This is a genomic window from Fuerstiella marisgermanici (assembly GCF_001983935.1).
Lineage (GTDB): Bacteria > Planctomycetota > Planctomycetia > Planctomycetales > Planctomycetaceae > Fuerstiella > Fuerstiella marisgermanici.
The window spans coordinates 4,655,888-4,672,965 of sequence record NZ_CP017641.1; the positions used below are offsets into that span (position 1 = coordinate 4,655,888).

Annotated in this window: 11 protein-coding genes; 3 read left to right on the forward strand and 8 right to left on the reverse strand. The window is 54.8% G+C overall.

Annotation, left to right across the window (positions count from 1 at the left end; translation table 11 throughout):
- Positions 1-2: 2 nt before the first annotated feature.
- The gene (locus tag Fuma_RS17380) at positions 3-872 is read right to left on the reverse strand and encodes a FliM/FliN family flagellar motor switch protein (protein ID WP_077025240.1); all 870 of its coding nucleotides are present in this window, start codon (positions 870-872) and stop codon (positions 3-5) included.
- Complete coding sequence (locus Fuma_RS17385; RefSeq protein ID WP_158521044.1) at positions 872-1,390, reverse strand: flagellar basal body-associated FliL family protein; 519 nt, start codon at positions 1,388-1,390, stop codon at positions 872-874. The genes Fuma_RS17380 and Fuma_RS17385 overlap by 1 nt, the downstream gene beginning before the upstream one ends.
- An 858-nt stretch (positions 1,391-2,248) precedes the next feature.
- Between Fuma_RS17385 and Fuma_RS17390 the strand changes: the two genes are divergently transcribed.
- Positions 2,249-4,318, forward strand: coding sequence for a hypothetical protein (locus Fuma_RS17390; RefSeq protein WP_145944232.1), 2,070 nt, complete (start codon positions 2,249-2,251; stop codon positions 4,316-4,318).
- A gap of 263 nt (positions 4,319-4,581) precedes the next feature.
- Here Fuma_RS17390 and Fuma_RS17395 read toward each other — a convergent pair whose 3' ends face one another.
- On the reverse strand, positions 4,582-4,980 hold the full coding sequence (locus Fuma_RS17395; RefSeq protein WP_077025243.1) for a DUF309 domain-containing protein: 399 nt from the start codon (positions 4,978-4,980) through the stop codon (positions 4,582-4,584).
- 424 nt (positions 4,981-5,404) lie between these two features.
- Between Fuma_RS17395 and Fuma_RS17400 the strand changes: the two genes are divergently transcribed.
- Positions 5,405-7,189, forward strand: a complete 1,785-nt coding sequence (locus Fuma_RS17400) for an arylsulfatase (RefSeq protein WP_099091811.1) — start codon at positions 5,405-5,407, stop codon at positions 7,187-7,189.
- A 407-nt stretch (positions 7,190-7,596) separates the two neighbouring features.
- The gene (locus Fuma_RS17410) at positions 7,597-8,007 is read left to right on the forward strand and encodes a hypothetical protein (RefSeq protein ID WP_077025245.1); all 411 of its coding nucleotides are present in this window, start codon (positions 7,597-7,599) and stop codon (positions 8,005-8,007) included.
- Between the two features lie 680 nt (positions 8,008-8,687).
- Here Fuma_RS17410 and Fuma_RS17415 read toward each other — a convergent pair.
- The 5 genes from Fuma_RS17415 to Fuma_RS17435 form a co-directional block, all read right to left on the reverse strand.
- Complete coding sequence (locus Fuma_RS17415) at positions 8,688-10,211, reverse strand: glycoside hydrolase family protein (RefSeq protein WP_077025246.1); 1,524 nt, start codon at positions 10,209-10,211, stop codon at positions 8,688-8,690.
- 295 nt (positions 10,212-10,506) lie between these two features.
- On the reverse strand, positions 10,507-10,911 hold the full coding sequence (locus Fuma_RS17420) for a DUF4150 domain-containing protein (protein ID WP_077025247.1): 405 nt from the start codon (positions 10,909-10,911) through the stop codon (positions 10,507-10,509).
- A gap of 98 nt (positions 10,912-11,009) precedes the next feature.
- On the reverse strand, positions 11,010-11,891 hold the full coding sequence (locus Fuma_RS17425) for a DUF3540 domain-containing protein (RefSeq protein WP_077025248.1): 882 nt from the start codon (positions 11,889-11,891) through the stop codon (positions 11,010-11,012).
- Between the two features lie 47 nt (positions 11,892-11,938).
- Positions 11,939-13,849, reverse strand: a complete 1,911-nt coding sequence (locus tag Fuma_RS17430) for a pentapeptide repeat-containing protein (protein ID WP_077025249.1) — start codon at positions 13,847-13,849, stop codon at positions 11,939-11,941.
- Positions 13,846-17,070: a DUF2169 domain-containing protein gene (locus Fuma_RS17435; protein ID WP_077025250.1), complete on the reverse strand. Its 3,225-nt coding sequence runs from the start codon at positions 17,068-17,070 to the stop codon at positions 13,846-13,848. The genes Fuma_RS17430 and Fuma_RS17435 overlap by 4 nt, the downstream gene beginning before the upstream one ends.
- Between the last annotated feature and the right edge of the window lie 8 nt (positions 17,071-17,078).

Genomic DNA, 17,078 nt, shown 5'->3' on the forward strand with positions numbered 1-17,078 from the left:
AGTTAGTCCTTCTTCGATGCGATGATCTGAAAACCCTGCCGCACGCCCAGCCGACAGGGATGCCCGAGCCACTGCAGGCGTCCGTCGATGGAAACTTCAAGCGGCTGAAACACGGCTTGATCCAACGGCAGGTAGTCGCCGGTCTTCAGCCTGTTTAACTCGGAAAGACGCATGCTGGTGCTGCCAAGTTCCACAACAAGTTGCACCGGAAGTTGCTCAGCCAGCGTTCTTAGCTGAGGAGCCGGTGCGGGTGGAGATTCGTCTTCGTGTGTCTCTGCAATTCCAATCTCAGCCAGCCCGGCCTGAGGCAGCAGCCAGACAGCTTCTTCCTGTCCCATCGCCGTCTGCAGCGCGATTCGGGTCCTCACCAGTGGCTCGTCCGGCCCATACACTCGACTGCGCATCGGACGGGAAATGATGCTCTCCAGTTCGCATTCCAGAGGCTCCACTTCCGGCCATGCCTGACTGATGGAACGAGTGATCTCACCGAACAACAATTCCGCCATGGACGTTTCGACGGGGGAGAGTTCGCGGACCTCAGGCCATTCTTCCGAAGGCGTGCCCAGCATGTCATTGACCAGTACCTGCACCATCCGCGACGAAAACGCAAAGACACTGGGAAAGGAAGACGGGCCGATCCGAAGCCTGGCCGCGTAGCCGGGATCAGCCAGATTGTTGACGGCTTTGATGGCGGTGGTCGAATCGCTTTTGACCAACCGCAGCGTCAGGTCGCTGCCCAACAAAGCCTGCCAGCTTTCCTGCAGCATCGAACACACCGTGGTTTGCCACGCGGTCAGCGCACGATTCGCCCCACTCGTCAAGCGACGAGGTTCGGCAAAGACGCTGGCTGCTTTGACTTCCGTGTCTGTCATTATTGCACTGCGTATTCATCAAACAACACGTCGTAAATGCGGTCGTAGCCATCGGGAAACAGGACCGAGTTGAATTGGTCACGGATCTCGCGCCGCAACTTGTTTTGTCCTGATGCTCCGCGGATCTCGTCAAGGCTCTTGTCCGAAATCTGATTTAACAACCAGTTCTTCAGCAGAGTCCTCTTTTCCTCAATCTTCTTGGTGATTTCCAATTCCTTGTCCTTGGCGACCTGCAGTGAAACACCAACTCGCAAATAGCGAGTGAGTGCGGTTTCGTTCAGATTGCCAACAACAGCGTCGCCGAACGGCACAAATGCGGTCTCTTCCGGCGGTGGCAGTTCGTATGGCGTGGGCTCTACAATTTCATCAAGCGGGTCGTCTGCCTTGGTCGGCAGGAAAAACGGAATCGCAACTCCACCACCACCGCACAGCAGCGTCACCAGAATCCACGGCAGCACGCCACCCTTCGCAGGCTTGGCTTCGGTATCGGCCTCTGTTGTTTCGTTTTCGTCAGCCATCTGTGCAACTTCGCCTTGATGTCGATCGCTTTTGAAGTTCATTTCCCGACGTTGGCGAGAGAGTCGTGCCTCGCGTCCAGACGGAAAGACTCCCTCGCAACATCGACCGCGTCCCTGTCAAACCATGACGGTTACAACGGTTACACGGCGATGTCGCGGGCGAATTCGATTCAAGGGTGAAGGAGTCCCCCGGCTGTCAGGGGATTTTTCTGAAAACCGAGTGGAAACCCTCAGCCGCTGAGGACGGTGTTCGTGGCAGGGTGGAGGTGCAGGGTAGAGTCGCAGCCATCGCTCAGTCTGTAGTCGAGCAGGCCGACAACAAGGTCGGTACTGCACGAAAGTGACTGGCTCCGTATCCGCCACCAGCCCAATCGGTTGTGAAACTGGTCCAGTAGTGCGCCAGCCAGCGATTCGGCCAGAATCCGTGAGACCCGGGTCGTACCGGCTTCTGCAATCCCACGACAAACCAATCCTCACGTCAAAATAGACAGCGACCTTTCAATGTGGAGGGCCCGTTGGATGCTAGCGAAATCGCGGTAAAAATGTTCGAGAGATTCTGCGTCTCCCGCTACGACGGATGGAGCTATGACGGAATGTGGCCTTTTTGCAACATCTCGGCATCATCGGATTCAACAATGCCAGTTCTTTGCCGGAGGTGTCCATGGTGCCTGTTCTGGGTAACGACCTGGCTTGTTACCAGGTAGTTTGTCAGTCCCTGCGTAGTACCTCACTCGCTGAAGCGTAACGGCGAGTCAAACGTGTGCGGCCCTTTCGTCGACAGTGGACTCACAAAACATGTCAAAATTGCCAAAACGTCACCAACTCAACAAGATTGAAACACTTGAACAGTTGATTCTCATGTCTGCTTCCGCGATGGATGTGGATGCTGAGCCAGTCGATCTAATGGCGTCCGAAAACCTGACAGGCGAAATGACAGAGCATGCTGTTTTCGGCGGCTTATTCGGTGAAGAACTGTCGGCTGCAGACGGGAATGGGACAAACATGCAGTTCATCGACATTGCTGAGCTGGCCGCATCGGCACAGAACACTGACCTCGTCGCTTCATCGGAAGTAACTGGCGAAGGTGACAGTGACGACGCACCACCACCTGCTGCTTATGCAGAATACATCGTTCTGGACGGCGAGGATAATGATGCTGTTCTGGAAGACAACGGAAACGCACTTGACGATCTCGTGCAGCTCCGAAGTACCAACGGTACGTTCGAAACGATCGTCTTTCGATTACCGACCGATCAACTCGTAATTGATCTGGGGGCCGGGGATGACAATCTGACTGTCAACGGACTTGAGCTTGTAGCGTTGACCGCAGAATTGTTCATCAACGGACAGGGAGGCGACGATTCCATCACGCTGAATTCTCTGGAAACCCTCAACAACGTTTACGTTTACGACATGGAAGGCAACAATGATTTTCGGTCCAACAATTTTGACATCGGTGGAAATCTGTATATCAGCGATGGGGGCGGTGATCAGACTGTAGTCCTTTCCAGTACGACGGTGGACGGCGATGTCAACATTATAAGTACCAGCGGCGGCAGTTCGATCACCCTAGGATTTAACGGCGGCCCAAGCGCACAGATTCATGGTTCGGTCACGATTGACAACATGGGGACCGGCTCCGACTTCGTTCGTCTGGGCGGACTAATTTTTGGCGACTTTTACGTTAACGCTGGCGACGGAGACTTTGAGCTGAGATCCATCTTCTCGTCTGTCAGAGGTGGTTTGTTTACGAATGTCAATAAAGGCGATTCCACCATCTTCCTCGGCGATTTCGCAGCCAGCGAACACAGCTACTTCATTAGCGGTGAGGGAGACACAGACACCTGGCTGACGGCAGCATTCTTTCCAGATGGATTAACGATTCAGAACGGTCTGGGCTTCGACGAATTGCGGCTGGACGGTGCGGGCTCCTATAACAGCGATCCGGAAGGTCAGCCCGGAGTGGTGACAGTCCACAACGGTGACGGTGGCAGCTTAACCTCGTTTAATCTGACGGAACGTCTCTTCCCATTGCGATTCAACGAATTTCGGATCTACAACGGACAGGGTGATGATACGTTCGACTTGAATTATCGTGAACGTGACCTCCTCGGAACGTTCTTCGCCGACAACGGCGAAGGTAACACAACAGTGGAAGTCACCGGCGATGGCACCATACAAGACGCGACGTTTATCAGTGGTGAGGGAACCGACAGTTTCTCTTTTGATGGCGTCGATGTACTCAACGATCTAATTATCAACAGCGGTACTGGCAACAGGACTCTGGATATTCAAAATTCTGAAATCGGCAATCTTCAACTCAGTGGTTCGACCGGAAACCCAATCCTTTACGGTGACGGCGACGACGAGATCTTCGCCCCGATCGGAAACAACATCATCGATGGCGGAGGCGGTGATGACGTGCTGGTCATTTACGAAGGTGACAGCACAGACTACACCGTGACTTATGAATCCGATGGCACTGTTATCGTGGAAGGCCCCGGCCTGAATGGCACCACCGTTCGCAACGAACTCACGAACGTCGAACGCATTCTGTTCAACGACGGGCTGATCTTTCTGAGCGACTCAGATGATCCAAATGATCCAGATGTGCCAACAACGGTGGGAACTGACGGCGACGACTGGCTTGCCCTGCCCGACCCCGGTGGCCGCGTCGAAGCGGGCGCTGGAGATGACTTCATCTATGCTCCGGTTGGCTCACTGAACGAAATCGACGGCGGTTCCGGAATCGACACCCTCGTCATTTACGAAGGTGGGCGAGCCGACTTCACAATTCGGCGTGATCCGGATTCACTGCTGGTCGAGATCGAAGGCCCCGGACTAAATGGCAGTACGGTTGTCAATCGCCTGACCGATGTTGAGTTCATTCTGTTCACCGACGGACTGGTCAGCGTCGACGAGTTATAATCCAAACCAGTGACGCTATAGCCCACAGGCCGACGGGCTCAGACGTTCTTAGTTCCCGTTTCGAACTTTCAGAACGTCATCCGGCGAGCCTTGCGAGGTAGGTAGGCACCAGCGAGAAAACAGAATACCCGTATCGGTGACATCCTGTCGCCGTGCTGCGGCAGGATGCCGCAGATACGTTGGTGTGTTATTTTCAAGCCAGTGCGGTAGTCAGCGTACGCCATGCGACTGCACAATCGCGCCAGTGATCGCGTTCCGGAGCTTCAGCAATTGTCCGGGATCGGCTTTCGAACGATTTTGGGGATGCGTTCCGGCTTTAAGGTGAGTCCGTGAGGATATCCACTTTTGACGGCTGCCAATTCTTCAAAGCAATATGCCATGTCGTCCAGCAGTTGCTGCACGGCAATGCCGCAGAAGTCCGGTGCAAAATCGCTGACGTATATTCGGAAGCTGGAATACATCTTCCGTGCTCCCGATAGATTGGTGCCTTCAAAATGGAACAGGCACACGGCCGCATGAATAAGGCCCTGAAAAAATGTTTTTTCCGGGCCGATCAATTCGGACCATAGGTCTTCGAAGACATCGTGACACGCGAAGAATTCCTGCTGGTTAAACAGCCTGAGTCCTTCGTCAATGCGCGGATCATTGGGGTCAAATGACATTTGTTGTGTTGGAAAAGACGTAAGGTTTCGATGTTCCGGTTTTGCATATTTGAAGATTGGATGAGGCGTCAAAACAGCCAGCCCACCACAATGGAAGTCGCGCGTTCACACCATTTATTTCCCCGGCACGGAATCGCCCCGCCAACGAACCGGCTGCGGTTGTTTGACGTGGGGAGTTATCCGACACAGGACTTACAGGATTCGTGGACGCCGCAAAAGATGGTAACATCGCAGACCATAAAATCCGATTGCACAAACCAAACGACGTGCGCTTCGGTGTATCTCATTGGGACGTAATGGATTTCGCAAGGAATCCCGGTCTGTACACACGTTCCGTGGGAATTCTGGCGAACCCGACTATGGTTGGTCGTCGCGTCCCAACCAGCGGATGAACCCGCTAAGCTCCTGTTCAAAGAAGATTCACATGATCAAATTGAGAACGACTCTGTGCCTGATCATTATCGCGTTCAGCCGGTTGAACGAGTCGACAGCCGATGACTATCCCAACGTCGTCATCTTTCTGGCAGACGATCAGGGCTGGGGCGATCTGAGTGTCTCGGGCAACACCAACCTGGCGACTCCGCACATCGATTCACTGGCTCACGACGGCGCGACAATAGAACACTTCTACGTATGTGCGGTGTGTGCCCCAACGCGAGCCGAATTTCTGACAGGGCGGTACCATCCTCGCACAGGAGTCAGCGGTGTCAGCACGGGCGACGAACGTTTAAACGCGGATGAAGTCACCATTGCCGATCACTTTAAGGCGGCGGGTTACGCGACCGCAGCGTTCGGCAAGTGGCATAATGGGACTCAGCCGCCCCTGCACCCGAACTACCGTGGCTTCGACGAATTCTACGGGTTCACGTCCGGGCACTGGGGCCACTACTTCAGTCCTCCGCTGGACAACAACGGTCAGCGAGTCCGCGGGAATGGCTTTGTTGTCGACGACTTCACCGACCACGCGATCGAATTCATCAAAGCCAATCGCGAGCAGCCGTTCTTCTGCTACCTGCCCTTCAATACGCCTCATTCGCCAATGATGGTGCCGGATCGGTGGTACGAAAAGTTCACCGACTTCGACCCAACGATGAAGCATCGCGATTCAGAAAAAGAAGACGTGGCGATGACTCGGGCCGCACTGGCGCTGTGCGAGAACATCGACTGGAACGTGGGGCGAGTGCTGCAAACGCTCGATGAGCTGCAGCTTCGCAACGACACAATTGTTGTCTACTTTTCGGACAACGGACCGAATTCGTGGCGTTGGAACGGCGGCATGAAAGGCCGCAAGGGTTCCGTCGACGAAGGCGGATTGAGGTCGCCATTCTTTCTACGCTGGCCTGGAAGCGTACCGAAGGGATTGAAGACTTCGCAGGTGGCCGGAGCGATTGACTTGCTGCCAACGCTGACGGAACTGGCGAACATCGAATGCACGTCGGCCAAACCGTTAGACGGACGCAGTTTCGCTCCATTGTTGCGCGGCGCGACAACGGAGTTGCCAGAGCGTCCGTTGTTTTCTATCTGGCGGAACAAGGTCAGCCTTAGAACTCAGCAGTACCGCTTCGACAATGACGGGCATCTATTCGACATCGCCGCTGATCCGGGTCAGCAGACCGACATCGCCCATGAGCATCCGGAACTCGCAACCGAATTATCCTTGCAAACAAAGCAATTCCAACAGGAAATGCAGGCACTCGCCACTGCGTACGCTAACCGCCCGTTCCATGTAGGCTACGGCCCATCCACAACCCTCCCCGCGCGTGACGGAGTTGCTCACGGCACGATTCAGCGCAGTGCCAAAGCACCGAACAACTCGTTCTTCGAAAACTGGACCAGCACAGACGATTCCATCACATGGGATGTGGATGTTGGAAGGGCGGGCAAATACGAAGTGGTCGTATACTACACGTGTGCTAACGGTGATCAGGGAGCCGAGCTCCAACTGGCAATGGAAGCTCAAGGGACTAACGGCTCGACTCAGGGAGATCCAGCGACGGCGTTCGTGACCGAAGCGTTTGATCCGCCGTTGTATGATAAATCAAAGGAACGCGTGCCGCGGTCACACTACTTTGTGAAAGATTTTAAGCCGCTGACTCTGGGGCATTTGCAGTTATCAAAAGGGCAGTGCGCGTTACGTTTGAAGGCATTGAAAAAACCGGGCCGCGACGTGATCGATGTGCATTCGATCGACCTGAATCTGCTGCCGTGATGCCAGGGCGAATTCGCCTGCCGGTGGCACCACGTCAAACACGCATGCAGCGGAAGGTACGTTCGGCACGGAATGTCAAATTTCGGAGCGAGAGCGCCGGGGGAGACCGCCAGAACGCCGGGGATATGCACCTACTTACGAGCAGCTTGAGCTGGTCCTCGCTCCAGAAACTGGATGGCTCCTTGCTTCTCTGCGCAAGCGACCCCTCTTTTAAACTGGAACAAAAACTTGAACGAACACCGTTATTTCACGCATTAAAAGTGTAAGACGGGATATAATCTGGCCGTCCGACTGCCAGAGGGCAGCGAGGACACTCGCGCATTTCGCCAACTGGAATCTAACGATTCACTACCCAAACCAAACATCACCCAGCGGCCTGTCCGCGATTCTTAACGGAGAAACATGACATGAAGGCACTATTTATTTTAGTCGCGGTTGCGGCTACCTCGTACGTTGGCTATTCGTATTCAGCATCAGATGGCAAGAGCTGCCTGGTTTGCCCCTCGACTGGTGAGCCACTGCTAACCTCAGCAGAATCCGAATCAGGCGCCTGTTGTGCTTTTTGCACCGCTGGCGATGAAGCCATGCTGACAAGCGTCGAAGGCGAAGATTCAGCAGCGTGCAGCGAGGCGAAAAGCTCATGCTGCTCAAAAGGCGACGACGCCATGTTGACTTCGGTCAGCGATAAGGAGTGCCACGGCAACTGCGAAAAAGGATGTTGCAAAGACAAAGAAGCTGCCGCAAGCCAGGAAGAAATCGTGACGGAATCTGCCGAAGGCGAAGAAGAAGTCTCTGCCGTCGTCGCCGAAACGGAATAACTCGATTTCAGTAGACCGACCCAAATCAACGAAGGAGTCACACACCATGTGCGACTCCTTTTTTTTGTGCGCCCGTTTGTCACGGCGGGATCTGTCCGTGTTTTATTGTAGTGCCGCGGCGCCTCAGAATTCTCACACGCAGCCGCTGCCAGTTGAGCGCGTTCAACAGCTGCAGCAGCTTCACGCGCGATTGGGTCGTCAACGCAGGACTCATTCCTGGCGTGATGCACGGGCGTGAAAATAAGATTTGAGTTTGTGACTCTGCGATGGACCCCGGCGGGGTCGTAGCACGTAGCCGCCGGCGTGAGCCGGCGTGAGCCGGCGGAAACGGACAACGACAACGACAACGAGGCACCAGCCCCGAATGGGGCGACAGCAGCATCCGTGCGTGAATTTACTGACGCCCCGTTGGGGCTTTCACACATGGAATCGCATTTACCGTCGGCTGACACCGACGGCTACGTGCTTGCGCCCGCTGAGCGGAAACACAACAATTGAGATCGACCGCACAACAAACCGCCTGCCCCAACCACCCAGCTCTACCATATTACGCATGCCGCCAAACTATTGATTACGAACCATGCTGCTTTGCAGATGTCGAAAGGATGGGAAAACGATTGACCAGCCAACGCTGGTTCGCACCTTCGGAACATCGATCTCACAGACACAAGCGAAAGCGTTTACTTCACGACCTGAAACGAATACAGGTCCGCGTCCTGAAGCACAAACTTCAATCGAACCGGTGTACCAGCCAGCTTGCTGATATCGGCTCCGGCGTTCCATGTCACCGTCCGGTCGACGGAATCTCCAAACAACGCCGGACAGTCGTCTGCTGCGAAGCCTGGAATTGGTTTGCCGTCTTTGTCCTGAACTTCGACGCGGAGACTGCCGGCGGCGGATGTTGAAAAATTCACGGAGAGTTTGTTTCCGCTAAACTTCAGGGGACGGGTGATAACCTCACCGCCTTTGTACGGCGCCTTGAGGGACACGAAGCCGTCCAGACGAAGCGTGTATCGTCGCATGGCATTGCTGTTACCCGTCCAGGAACCTTCGCAGGCATACAGCGAAATTTCATTGGCGGCTCCCGGCAGATTCGATTTCGTTTCAACAGCGTGCCATGCGATGAACTGGTGACCGTAAAGCCAGGTATCTTTGCGTTCTGGTCCAGGCGGCAGGAAGGCTTCATTCCAGCGTTCGAAGTGAACGCCGTCCCGACTTGCCATCAGCAGACCTTCGGTGATGGCCGTCCCGTAGCGAAGATGAGCTTTCGAACGCTGTTCACGGTGTTCGAGTTCCGGCAGCGCCCGCATGGATTCTGACCAGCCGCGTTCCACATACCTCGCTGGAAAACCGATCAGAATGTGCGGCGCGCGGTAGTACGGGCCGACCTGGTTGGTGTAGAGATGTTCGACAGGAGAATCTTTGTACGTGAGGTCGGCTTCGTTATTCCATGAACTGAAATCGGCCGAAGAGGCGGTTCGGATCGCTCGGTATCCAGCGGGACTCCAGTCTTTTGCAGTAGTAACACCCTCAGTGAACGTCCGGAAGTAGGCTCGATACATTCCGGCAGTAGCGTCCCAAAACGCAAGGTTTTGAGAATCGAACGCTCCTTCGGTGATGACGGGTTCCTTACGCAACAGCGACCAGTGAATCCCGTCGGCCGACTTGAAGGCAAACAAACCACCTTCGCTGTGAAGCCCGCCCAGTGCTTTGAATCGCTCGTCCAGCTTGCAGTTGGGGTTTGTGTCTCGAAAGGGCGCAAAATTGTGGCAGCCAACCCCATCCAGAATAATGTTGTTTTGCCTGGATCCGTTGTGTTCAAACAGGCCGAGTTCCGGCTTCGTCCAGGTAACTCCATCAGTGCTTTCTGCGTAACAGTACACCGATTTCCCAGCTTTCAACTTTCCATCTTTCACGCCGAGCGCTGAGCCGCGGTAATACATGCGATAGATATCGCCATCGTGAATGACGCTGTGATAGGCGCTGCCCGCGCCTTCCCATGGAGCATCGTGAACGACGGAAATCTGCTGAGGCACAGGATGATGAAGTCGGCGTTCCGCTCCGTCCATTGATTCGATCAAAGCGGAATCAACAAACAGTTCTCGTCGACCGCCAATATCGACGACGGCCGCCGAATCGTCAGCGGAAACGACAGCCGCGCATCCGGCGAATATCAAAACGGCGCAGGAAGAATAGGTGTGCATGCGGAACTCCAAAATTGACCGGTGGGATTAAGGGGGAGGATTGTTATAGCCGCTGTCATCGCAGCGTGAAAGCAGCCAGCGTGCAGCGGCAGCTGAGTCGAAGCGATTCTGCGTGAGTGCAACACGACGGTAGGCTCTGTCCCGTCATTCGAATTTCGCCAATGAACTCGTGAGCCGCTAGCCGCGGGTTTGTGGTTCCACCGACGACCTGCGCCGTGCCGCTCACAAATCAACTGAAAAGAGAACAGGCATTTAGCCAACTGCTACAACGTCGCCAGAGGGTTCGGTTGTGCGGTTACGGCGTCACCATCACGTTGGATTGACTGGGGGCCGTTTGGACGCCGGGAATGTTGAAGCTTGCTCCGTTGTGAGCAACGTTGGCTGACTGATAGACAACCTGTTGCCCTTCAATCGTGACCTTTGACGCGCCCATTGTGAAAGTGGCCTTCTGAATGAACACTCCGGACTTCACTCCGCCGCCTGTCCCCGCCTCATCCCCGGAACTCAGGGGGATCTCCGACATCTTATGAATGACCGGGCGTTGGCTAAACATCACGTTCACAGCCGTGTTGACCGCCATTGCACATTGAGCGATGTTGGGATACGGAATTGGCACTGTCCCGCCAGGCGTAGGCGTATTGCACACGTCCGGAGCAGAATTGTTGCACGTTCCCCCACCGTTTGTGGAAGCTGGAAGCATGTTAAACTTTCGTACCTGTCGGTTAACTGATACCTGAATGCCCGTGGTAAATAACAAGCGACGTTATTGAATCCAGCAATGACCTGCCAGAAGCGGATTCAACCCAGATTCACTTTGTCACCGTCGATGTTGAAGGATTCTTCAGAACTGAAATAGGCTCGCTTCGATCGAAAATGACTCAACCCGGAAACGTACGTCCGTAGTCGCCCGGTCTGCTGCTGAAGCACGTCCACCACTGTCTGATAGACGCTTCCCGATCGCTCGACCCTTGTGTTTGCTGCAGTTTCCAGATGTTCTGCTTCGACGTGCACCTGTCCTGCGTTGACCGAAACATCGTTGGAATTCAGCCGCATGGTCGGTGAATTCAGTTCTGTTTCTTTGGCCACCAAATCGAACTTTGCCCCGCCCGTGTGCAACCGGTCTTCCAGCATCCGGAACCAGCTCTTCGCTTTTCCGACCGCGGTAACCACTGCCATGGACAGTCGACGCCGCGCCTTGATCTCAACTGCACTTCCTGCGATTCGAACAGTCCCGGCTGCATTCAGGGACAGGTCGCCTTTCGCCGTCATCAATTCCAGTGATCCCTGAGGTACGGCCACTCGCGTGACCTGTTTTTCAGGATCGTACTCAAACATCAATTCGTCGTTGCGTGTCAGGACGCGAACAACTTCGCGGCCACTTTGATCTTTGCAACATTCTGCGTACGTTCCGCTCGCCGACGTAAGTCGATCTGCCGCTGGTGGCGTCAGGCAGCCGATAACGTAGGCTTCGGTCGAGCCTGCACCGGCAATCAAAACCTGGTCTCCAACACAGGGTCGCGACAACGGCCCCGTGGCCAGTCTGGCCCAGAAGTCAGGTTCGTCCCACTGTCCTGGTGCGGAGACCCGAACAAACTGTCCACGATCTTCGGTCTCAAGAACTTCCGCTGTCACAAATGCTGGAGCGGCCGTGTTGGTGGGAGAAAAATCTGCAATCGTCATAGTCTGATCTTGTGAATGATGTTTTCCGGCGAATACGTGTGTGAGCCCTATGGTGCTTCGACGGTACGCTGAGGCACTTCCGGGGGGAGCCAGTTCTCAGCCTGCTCACGATCTTTGTCCGTCTCGCGAATTCCATCTCGCCGAGCGTCCTTCCAGTCCGTTTTTTCATCCACGATGCCGTGGACGTTTGCGTCACGCAGGTCTGCGGCCTTTAACACGGCCTCATTGAAATCGGCATGCGAGCAATCCGCGTAGCGTAACTTCGCGTTTGAAAAACTCGTTCCGGAACAGGTTGCGCCGACAAGCCGACTGCGTTCCATCAAGGCATCGTCAAAGCACGCGGACGTCATGTCGGCGTCATCAAACTGGCAACACGTGAGGTTCGCTTCTTGCAAATTGGCCCCCGAAAGCTGACATCGCTGAAAGTGTGCCATCGTGCAGTCCGCCTGCTTGAAGGACGCGTTTCGCAGATCGGATTCGGTAAACAGCACTTGTCGGCATGAAATGCCATCAAGAACAGCGTGACTTAGATTTGCACCGGTCAAATTGCAGTCCGTGAGTTCACATTCCCGCAGATCCTGGCTTTCAAAGTTGGTTTCAAGAAGCATGCTTAGAAGTAATCGCGTGTTACGAAACCGGGCTTTTGAGAAGTCTACCTTGATGAATTCAGACTGACTGAAGGCCGCCCCACTGAAGTCGGCGTTGGCGACTTCAGCGCCTGAAAGGTCACAGTGACTTGCGGCAACGGAGCGAAACTTCGCATCACGAAGATTAGCCTTCGTGTAGATGCAACTCGCCAGTTGGCTGTTCGAAAAACTCGCAGATTGCAGGTCGGCGCTGGAAAAATCGACCATCTTCAAATCGCAGTTTTCAAACCGTGCCCTTCGGAGAATTCCCTTGCTGAAATCCATTGACGCAATGGAGTGCCCACTAAAATCCGAATCGGTCAGATTACAATTGGCAATTCCAGTCTGTTCAATTCGCGTGTCTTTGAAGTCGACGCCCACGAGTTCGCATCCCGAAATCCGGCACGTCGTCAGGACAGCTCCATTTAACGCAACTCCATCAAGACAACAGTTCACGAACGCGGTTTTGTCTAATGTGGCGTTCGCAAAATCCAGCCCCGCAAGATGGCATTCGGTGAACCGGCAACTGAGCGTATTCGTAGAAAAGTTGGCAATCTCTGTCACGTCAATCTTTTCGAACCGGGTGAATTCGAATCGAGACTCTTTCATACTGGTGGATGTGACGTTGCAGTTCTTGATTGTGGCACCGGGGAAGGCGGAACCATCGAAAGTGGTTTCTGTCAGGTCGGAATCAACAAGCTGAATTCCTTCCAGCCACGCATCCGACAGATTGGCTCGCTGGATAAGGCAGTTCCGAAATAAAGGGCCTTTCGCGACGACTTCAGCAAGATTCGCGTCGCACAACGTTATTCCGCGCAACAGCGCGCCCACCATTTGGGCTCCGCGAAGATTGGCACCATTCAGGCTGCAGACGCCCATGGCGAAATCGGCTGGATCAGGTTGCCATTGCGGGTCGTTGACATCAACTTCTGACAGGTCCTTCAGGTAAGTCGCCTCGACTCGAAAGTCCGCGCCATTCAGGATCGCCCCGGTTAGGTCAACGTTGGAAAGATCACAGTTGGTCAAAATGGCGTCCGTCCAACCAGATCGCGGCAGCCGTGCATTCCTGAGATTAACGTCGCTGAGTGTCGCCTGGTCCAGAGACGCATCGGACAAGTCGGCACCACTGAGGTCGCAGGCCATGATATTGGCATCTACCAGCTTCGCTCTATGAAACGAAAGGCCGCGCAAATCCAGTTGAAACAGCGTCACGCCATTGAGTGACTCACCAGCAGCAGCTTTCTGTCGCACTTCGGCCGCGCTTAGCCAACGGCCGTGATTTTGAAAGTCTGCCGGATCAACGTCAGGTGGCGAGCTGTTGAAATCCGTCATGATGTCTGCTCCTGAGCCCGCTTGGTCATCTTCCAGTTCACAGCATCCTGAACAGAGTGTTCCCAAAGCGCGTCGGACACCTCAGCACCGTAGAAACTGGCGCGGCTTAAATTTGCATATCGCAAGTCCACCTGCTGAAGGTTGGCTTCAAACAAATTCGCGTCTGCCAACAATGCTCGACGCATCACGGATTTCGTCAGCCGCGCGCCGGCGAGATCCGCCGCTGTTAGCCTGGCATCTTTCAACGCCGCTTTTGTGAAGTTGGCTCGCTGAAGTTTCGCCCAGGTGAAATCGCATGCGGTCAGATTGGCCATTTCCCATATCGAATCCGGTGCAGACGCCTGATGGAACGTGGCCATCACGCAATCCGATTCGCTCGCACGTATTTTTGTCATGTCCGAATGATCAAACTTCGCGTCCCTCGCCGAAACGGATTGAAGTCTGGCAGACACCAGCGAGCAGGAGATCAACGAACTTCTGGTCAAACGTGCCGAAGTAAAGTCGGCGTTGTCAAATTTGGAATGGTTAAGGATCGCTCCCGTCAAATCAGCGTCCGCGAAACACGCTCGCACTGCATTCGCATTCTGCATAGATGCTGAAGTCAGCCAGACGCCGGCCATGATCGTCCCTGTGGCGTCCGTGTTATCAAGCCTCGCTTTGTGCAATACAGCGCCTGAAAAGTCTGCATGCTTCAGGTTGGCACGGGTGAGGTCCGCGTCTGTTAGATCGGCTGCCGCTAAATTTGCCAGGCCAAGATTCGCATCGTGCAGCGTTGTCCCGACCAGCTTTGCCTTGCGGAGAATGGCCGCACGAAGATTGGCCCCTGTTAGATCGAGTCCCGATAAATCCAGCCCTGCCAGCATCTGCCCTTCCAGACTTCCGCCGGAAGCATGGTGTGCCTCGACCTTGTCTCTCGTCCAACCAGTTTCCTCCACTTCAGGTACCACCTCCGGCTTGGGCGTTGGCGGCGGGGGCAAAGGATTCGCTTCTACTCCAGCAGCCACTTGAGCGTCGTGAATGGACTTTTGCAGATTCCAGAATTCCATCGCTGCTTTGTACTCGAACCCGGGCGGTATCGTCCCACCGTCTAAGTTCCATTCTTTCGCGAGCCTGACTGTTTCGGCTTCGACTTGCTTGTCGAACTGGTTTGGATCCACGCCGGCCGCAATCTGTGCATTTCGAATTTCTGCCCGCAACTGCTGGAACTGCTGGTCCACTTCATTGGCCAGTTCCTGTACTGGCGCAGCACCATCCGGGGCCTTTGACTCCCGAGATGACTGAGCCAGGTCTTCACCAGATTTCTGTGGCGGAGATTCGAGTGGCGGCACAAACTTCAATTTACGAGCCGCCAGTTCGTTCACCAGCTTCGCGTGACAATCATTCAACGACAGAGGCGGTTCATCCAGCCGCTCCTGCAACATGAAGAGTTGGCGGACGTCTTCGCATTCCTCAGAAACCACCTGAGCATTCCCTCGCCAGACGAGAACACACTGGCCAGTGTCGACGTCGATCCACATCGTATCCAGCTTCGTCGGGACTTCACGAAACGCTTCGCCGGCTCGGTTGATGAAGCACCGAATGCGAATTCCGGGCAGCCGACATCGTAATTCGGAGTGGTCCGGATTCAGGTTCGTCAAAACGACTTCTTCGTCCCCCTGCAAATAGGGATCGATCTGCAACGCTGTTGTCGCGGCATTGAAATGGTCCCATTGGAAGTCATCGGGATACCACGGCCAGCGAGTCTCCTCCCACTTCTTGTCGTAAGTGCCAAGCTGTTCGCGCCGGCGGCCGTGCCATTTGCCCTTTGGTCCAAAACCAACCACTTCCAACTGGTCGGCCGGTGTTGTGGGAACGTCGCTTGGGGCGAGCAGTTGTGGCAAAGGAAGCGGGCTGTCTGCCCGTTTTAGGTTCTTGTCGTAGCATCCAACACCGTGCGGGTTTTCGTCGAAGCCTTCACCGCCAAACGCATGCTTGTATCGTAATTCCAGCTTGGAGAACGGAACGGGGTCCGTCATTTTCCATTCACGTTTTTTCAACTGCCAAAAGCGTTCACCGTAAGCAATCAATTGCTGTTGCAAGTCGCCAACCTGCAATGCGACATTCAACTTTTGTACTTGCTGCCCGTCCGGCGCATGACAGTGTCCGGCCAGCAAGACGTCAGCTTTGGGTTTATAGAAGGCAAAGTCACTTTCGTAACGCTGAGGCACAGCCGGATCGTCTTCGCCAGGGAAAGGCACATCTCCAGTCGGCAGAGCCTGCTCTTCTGCCAGTTCCATGACACCGTCGTGGACAAGTTGAAAAGTGGCTTTCACAATCATCGTCAGCGAATGACCGGGAAAGCCTATTCGGCCGACAAGCGGTGCGAACGAAAAGGGCGTCGCATTGACAATCTGGTATCCCCGAGACTGGAGTCGGGCCTGCTGCCGCAATCCTCGACTTCCCGCGAGATTACCAATCGTCTGCTGAGCCGTCGGTTTATTTTCGGATTCGTCTGATCTGATCTGCACCAGAACATACGTGCTGCCGCACAGAATTTCGTCCCCGTTGTGCAATAGCTCATTGCTAAACCGCTGCCCGTTAAGGAACGAGCCATTGGAACTGTTCAGATCGACCGCACGACACTGGCCTTTGGATTGAGAGACTTCAAGATGCCGCCCGGACATACCGGAATCATCCGGGATGCAAATGTCCGATCGTTCGGCCACTCGCCCGAGTATCACAGACTCCTCAGCGAGCAGTGTCACAAACAACCAACGATACTGAAGCTGGCCGGCCGGCGCAGAAATCGTCTGCAGAATTCGTAGTGTGACAGTAGATTGTGGCGGCTGGTCCGTCCGCGCAGGGTCAGCTTCGAGCTGATTGGCATCGTCAGGGGCCACGCGTTGGACAACCGAGTCATCAATGTGCTCGACCGAAAATCGTGTTTCCCCAGCAGCAACCTGGTCACCATCATTCAGCTCGGTCTCCGTTGCCCGTTGGCCATTGATGAGCGTCCCGTGACTGCTTCCCAGATCGGTCAGCAGACCACCGTCTGCAGAAACCGCGACTCGGAAGTGAGCACGCGAAAGTGCCGTGTCCGCTTCGATGACGATATCGGCGGCGTGCCAATCGCGTCCTACGACAAGCGACTGTCCAATACGGATCAGGTAAGTCGTCCGCGTCGAATCGTGTGCGGCAGATTCGCTATCAGGGCCGGTTTCGATTGTGAGCAGAATTGACATAGGGGACA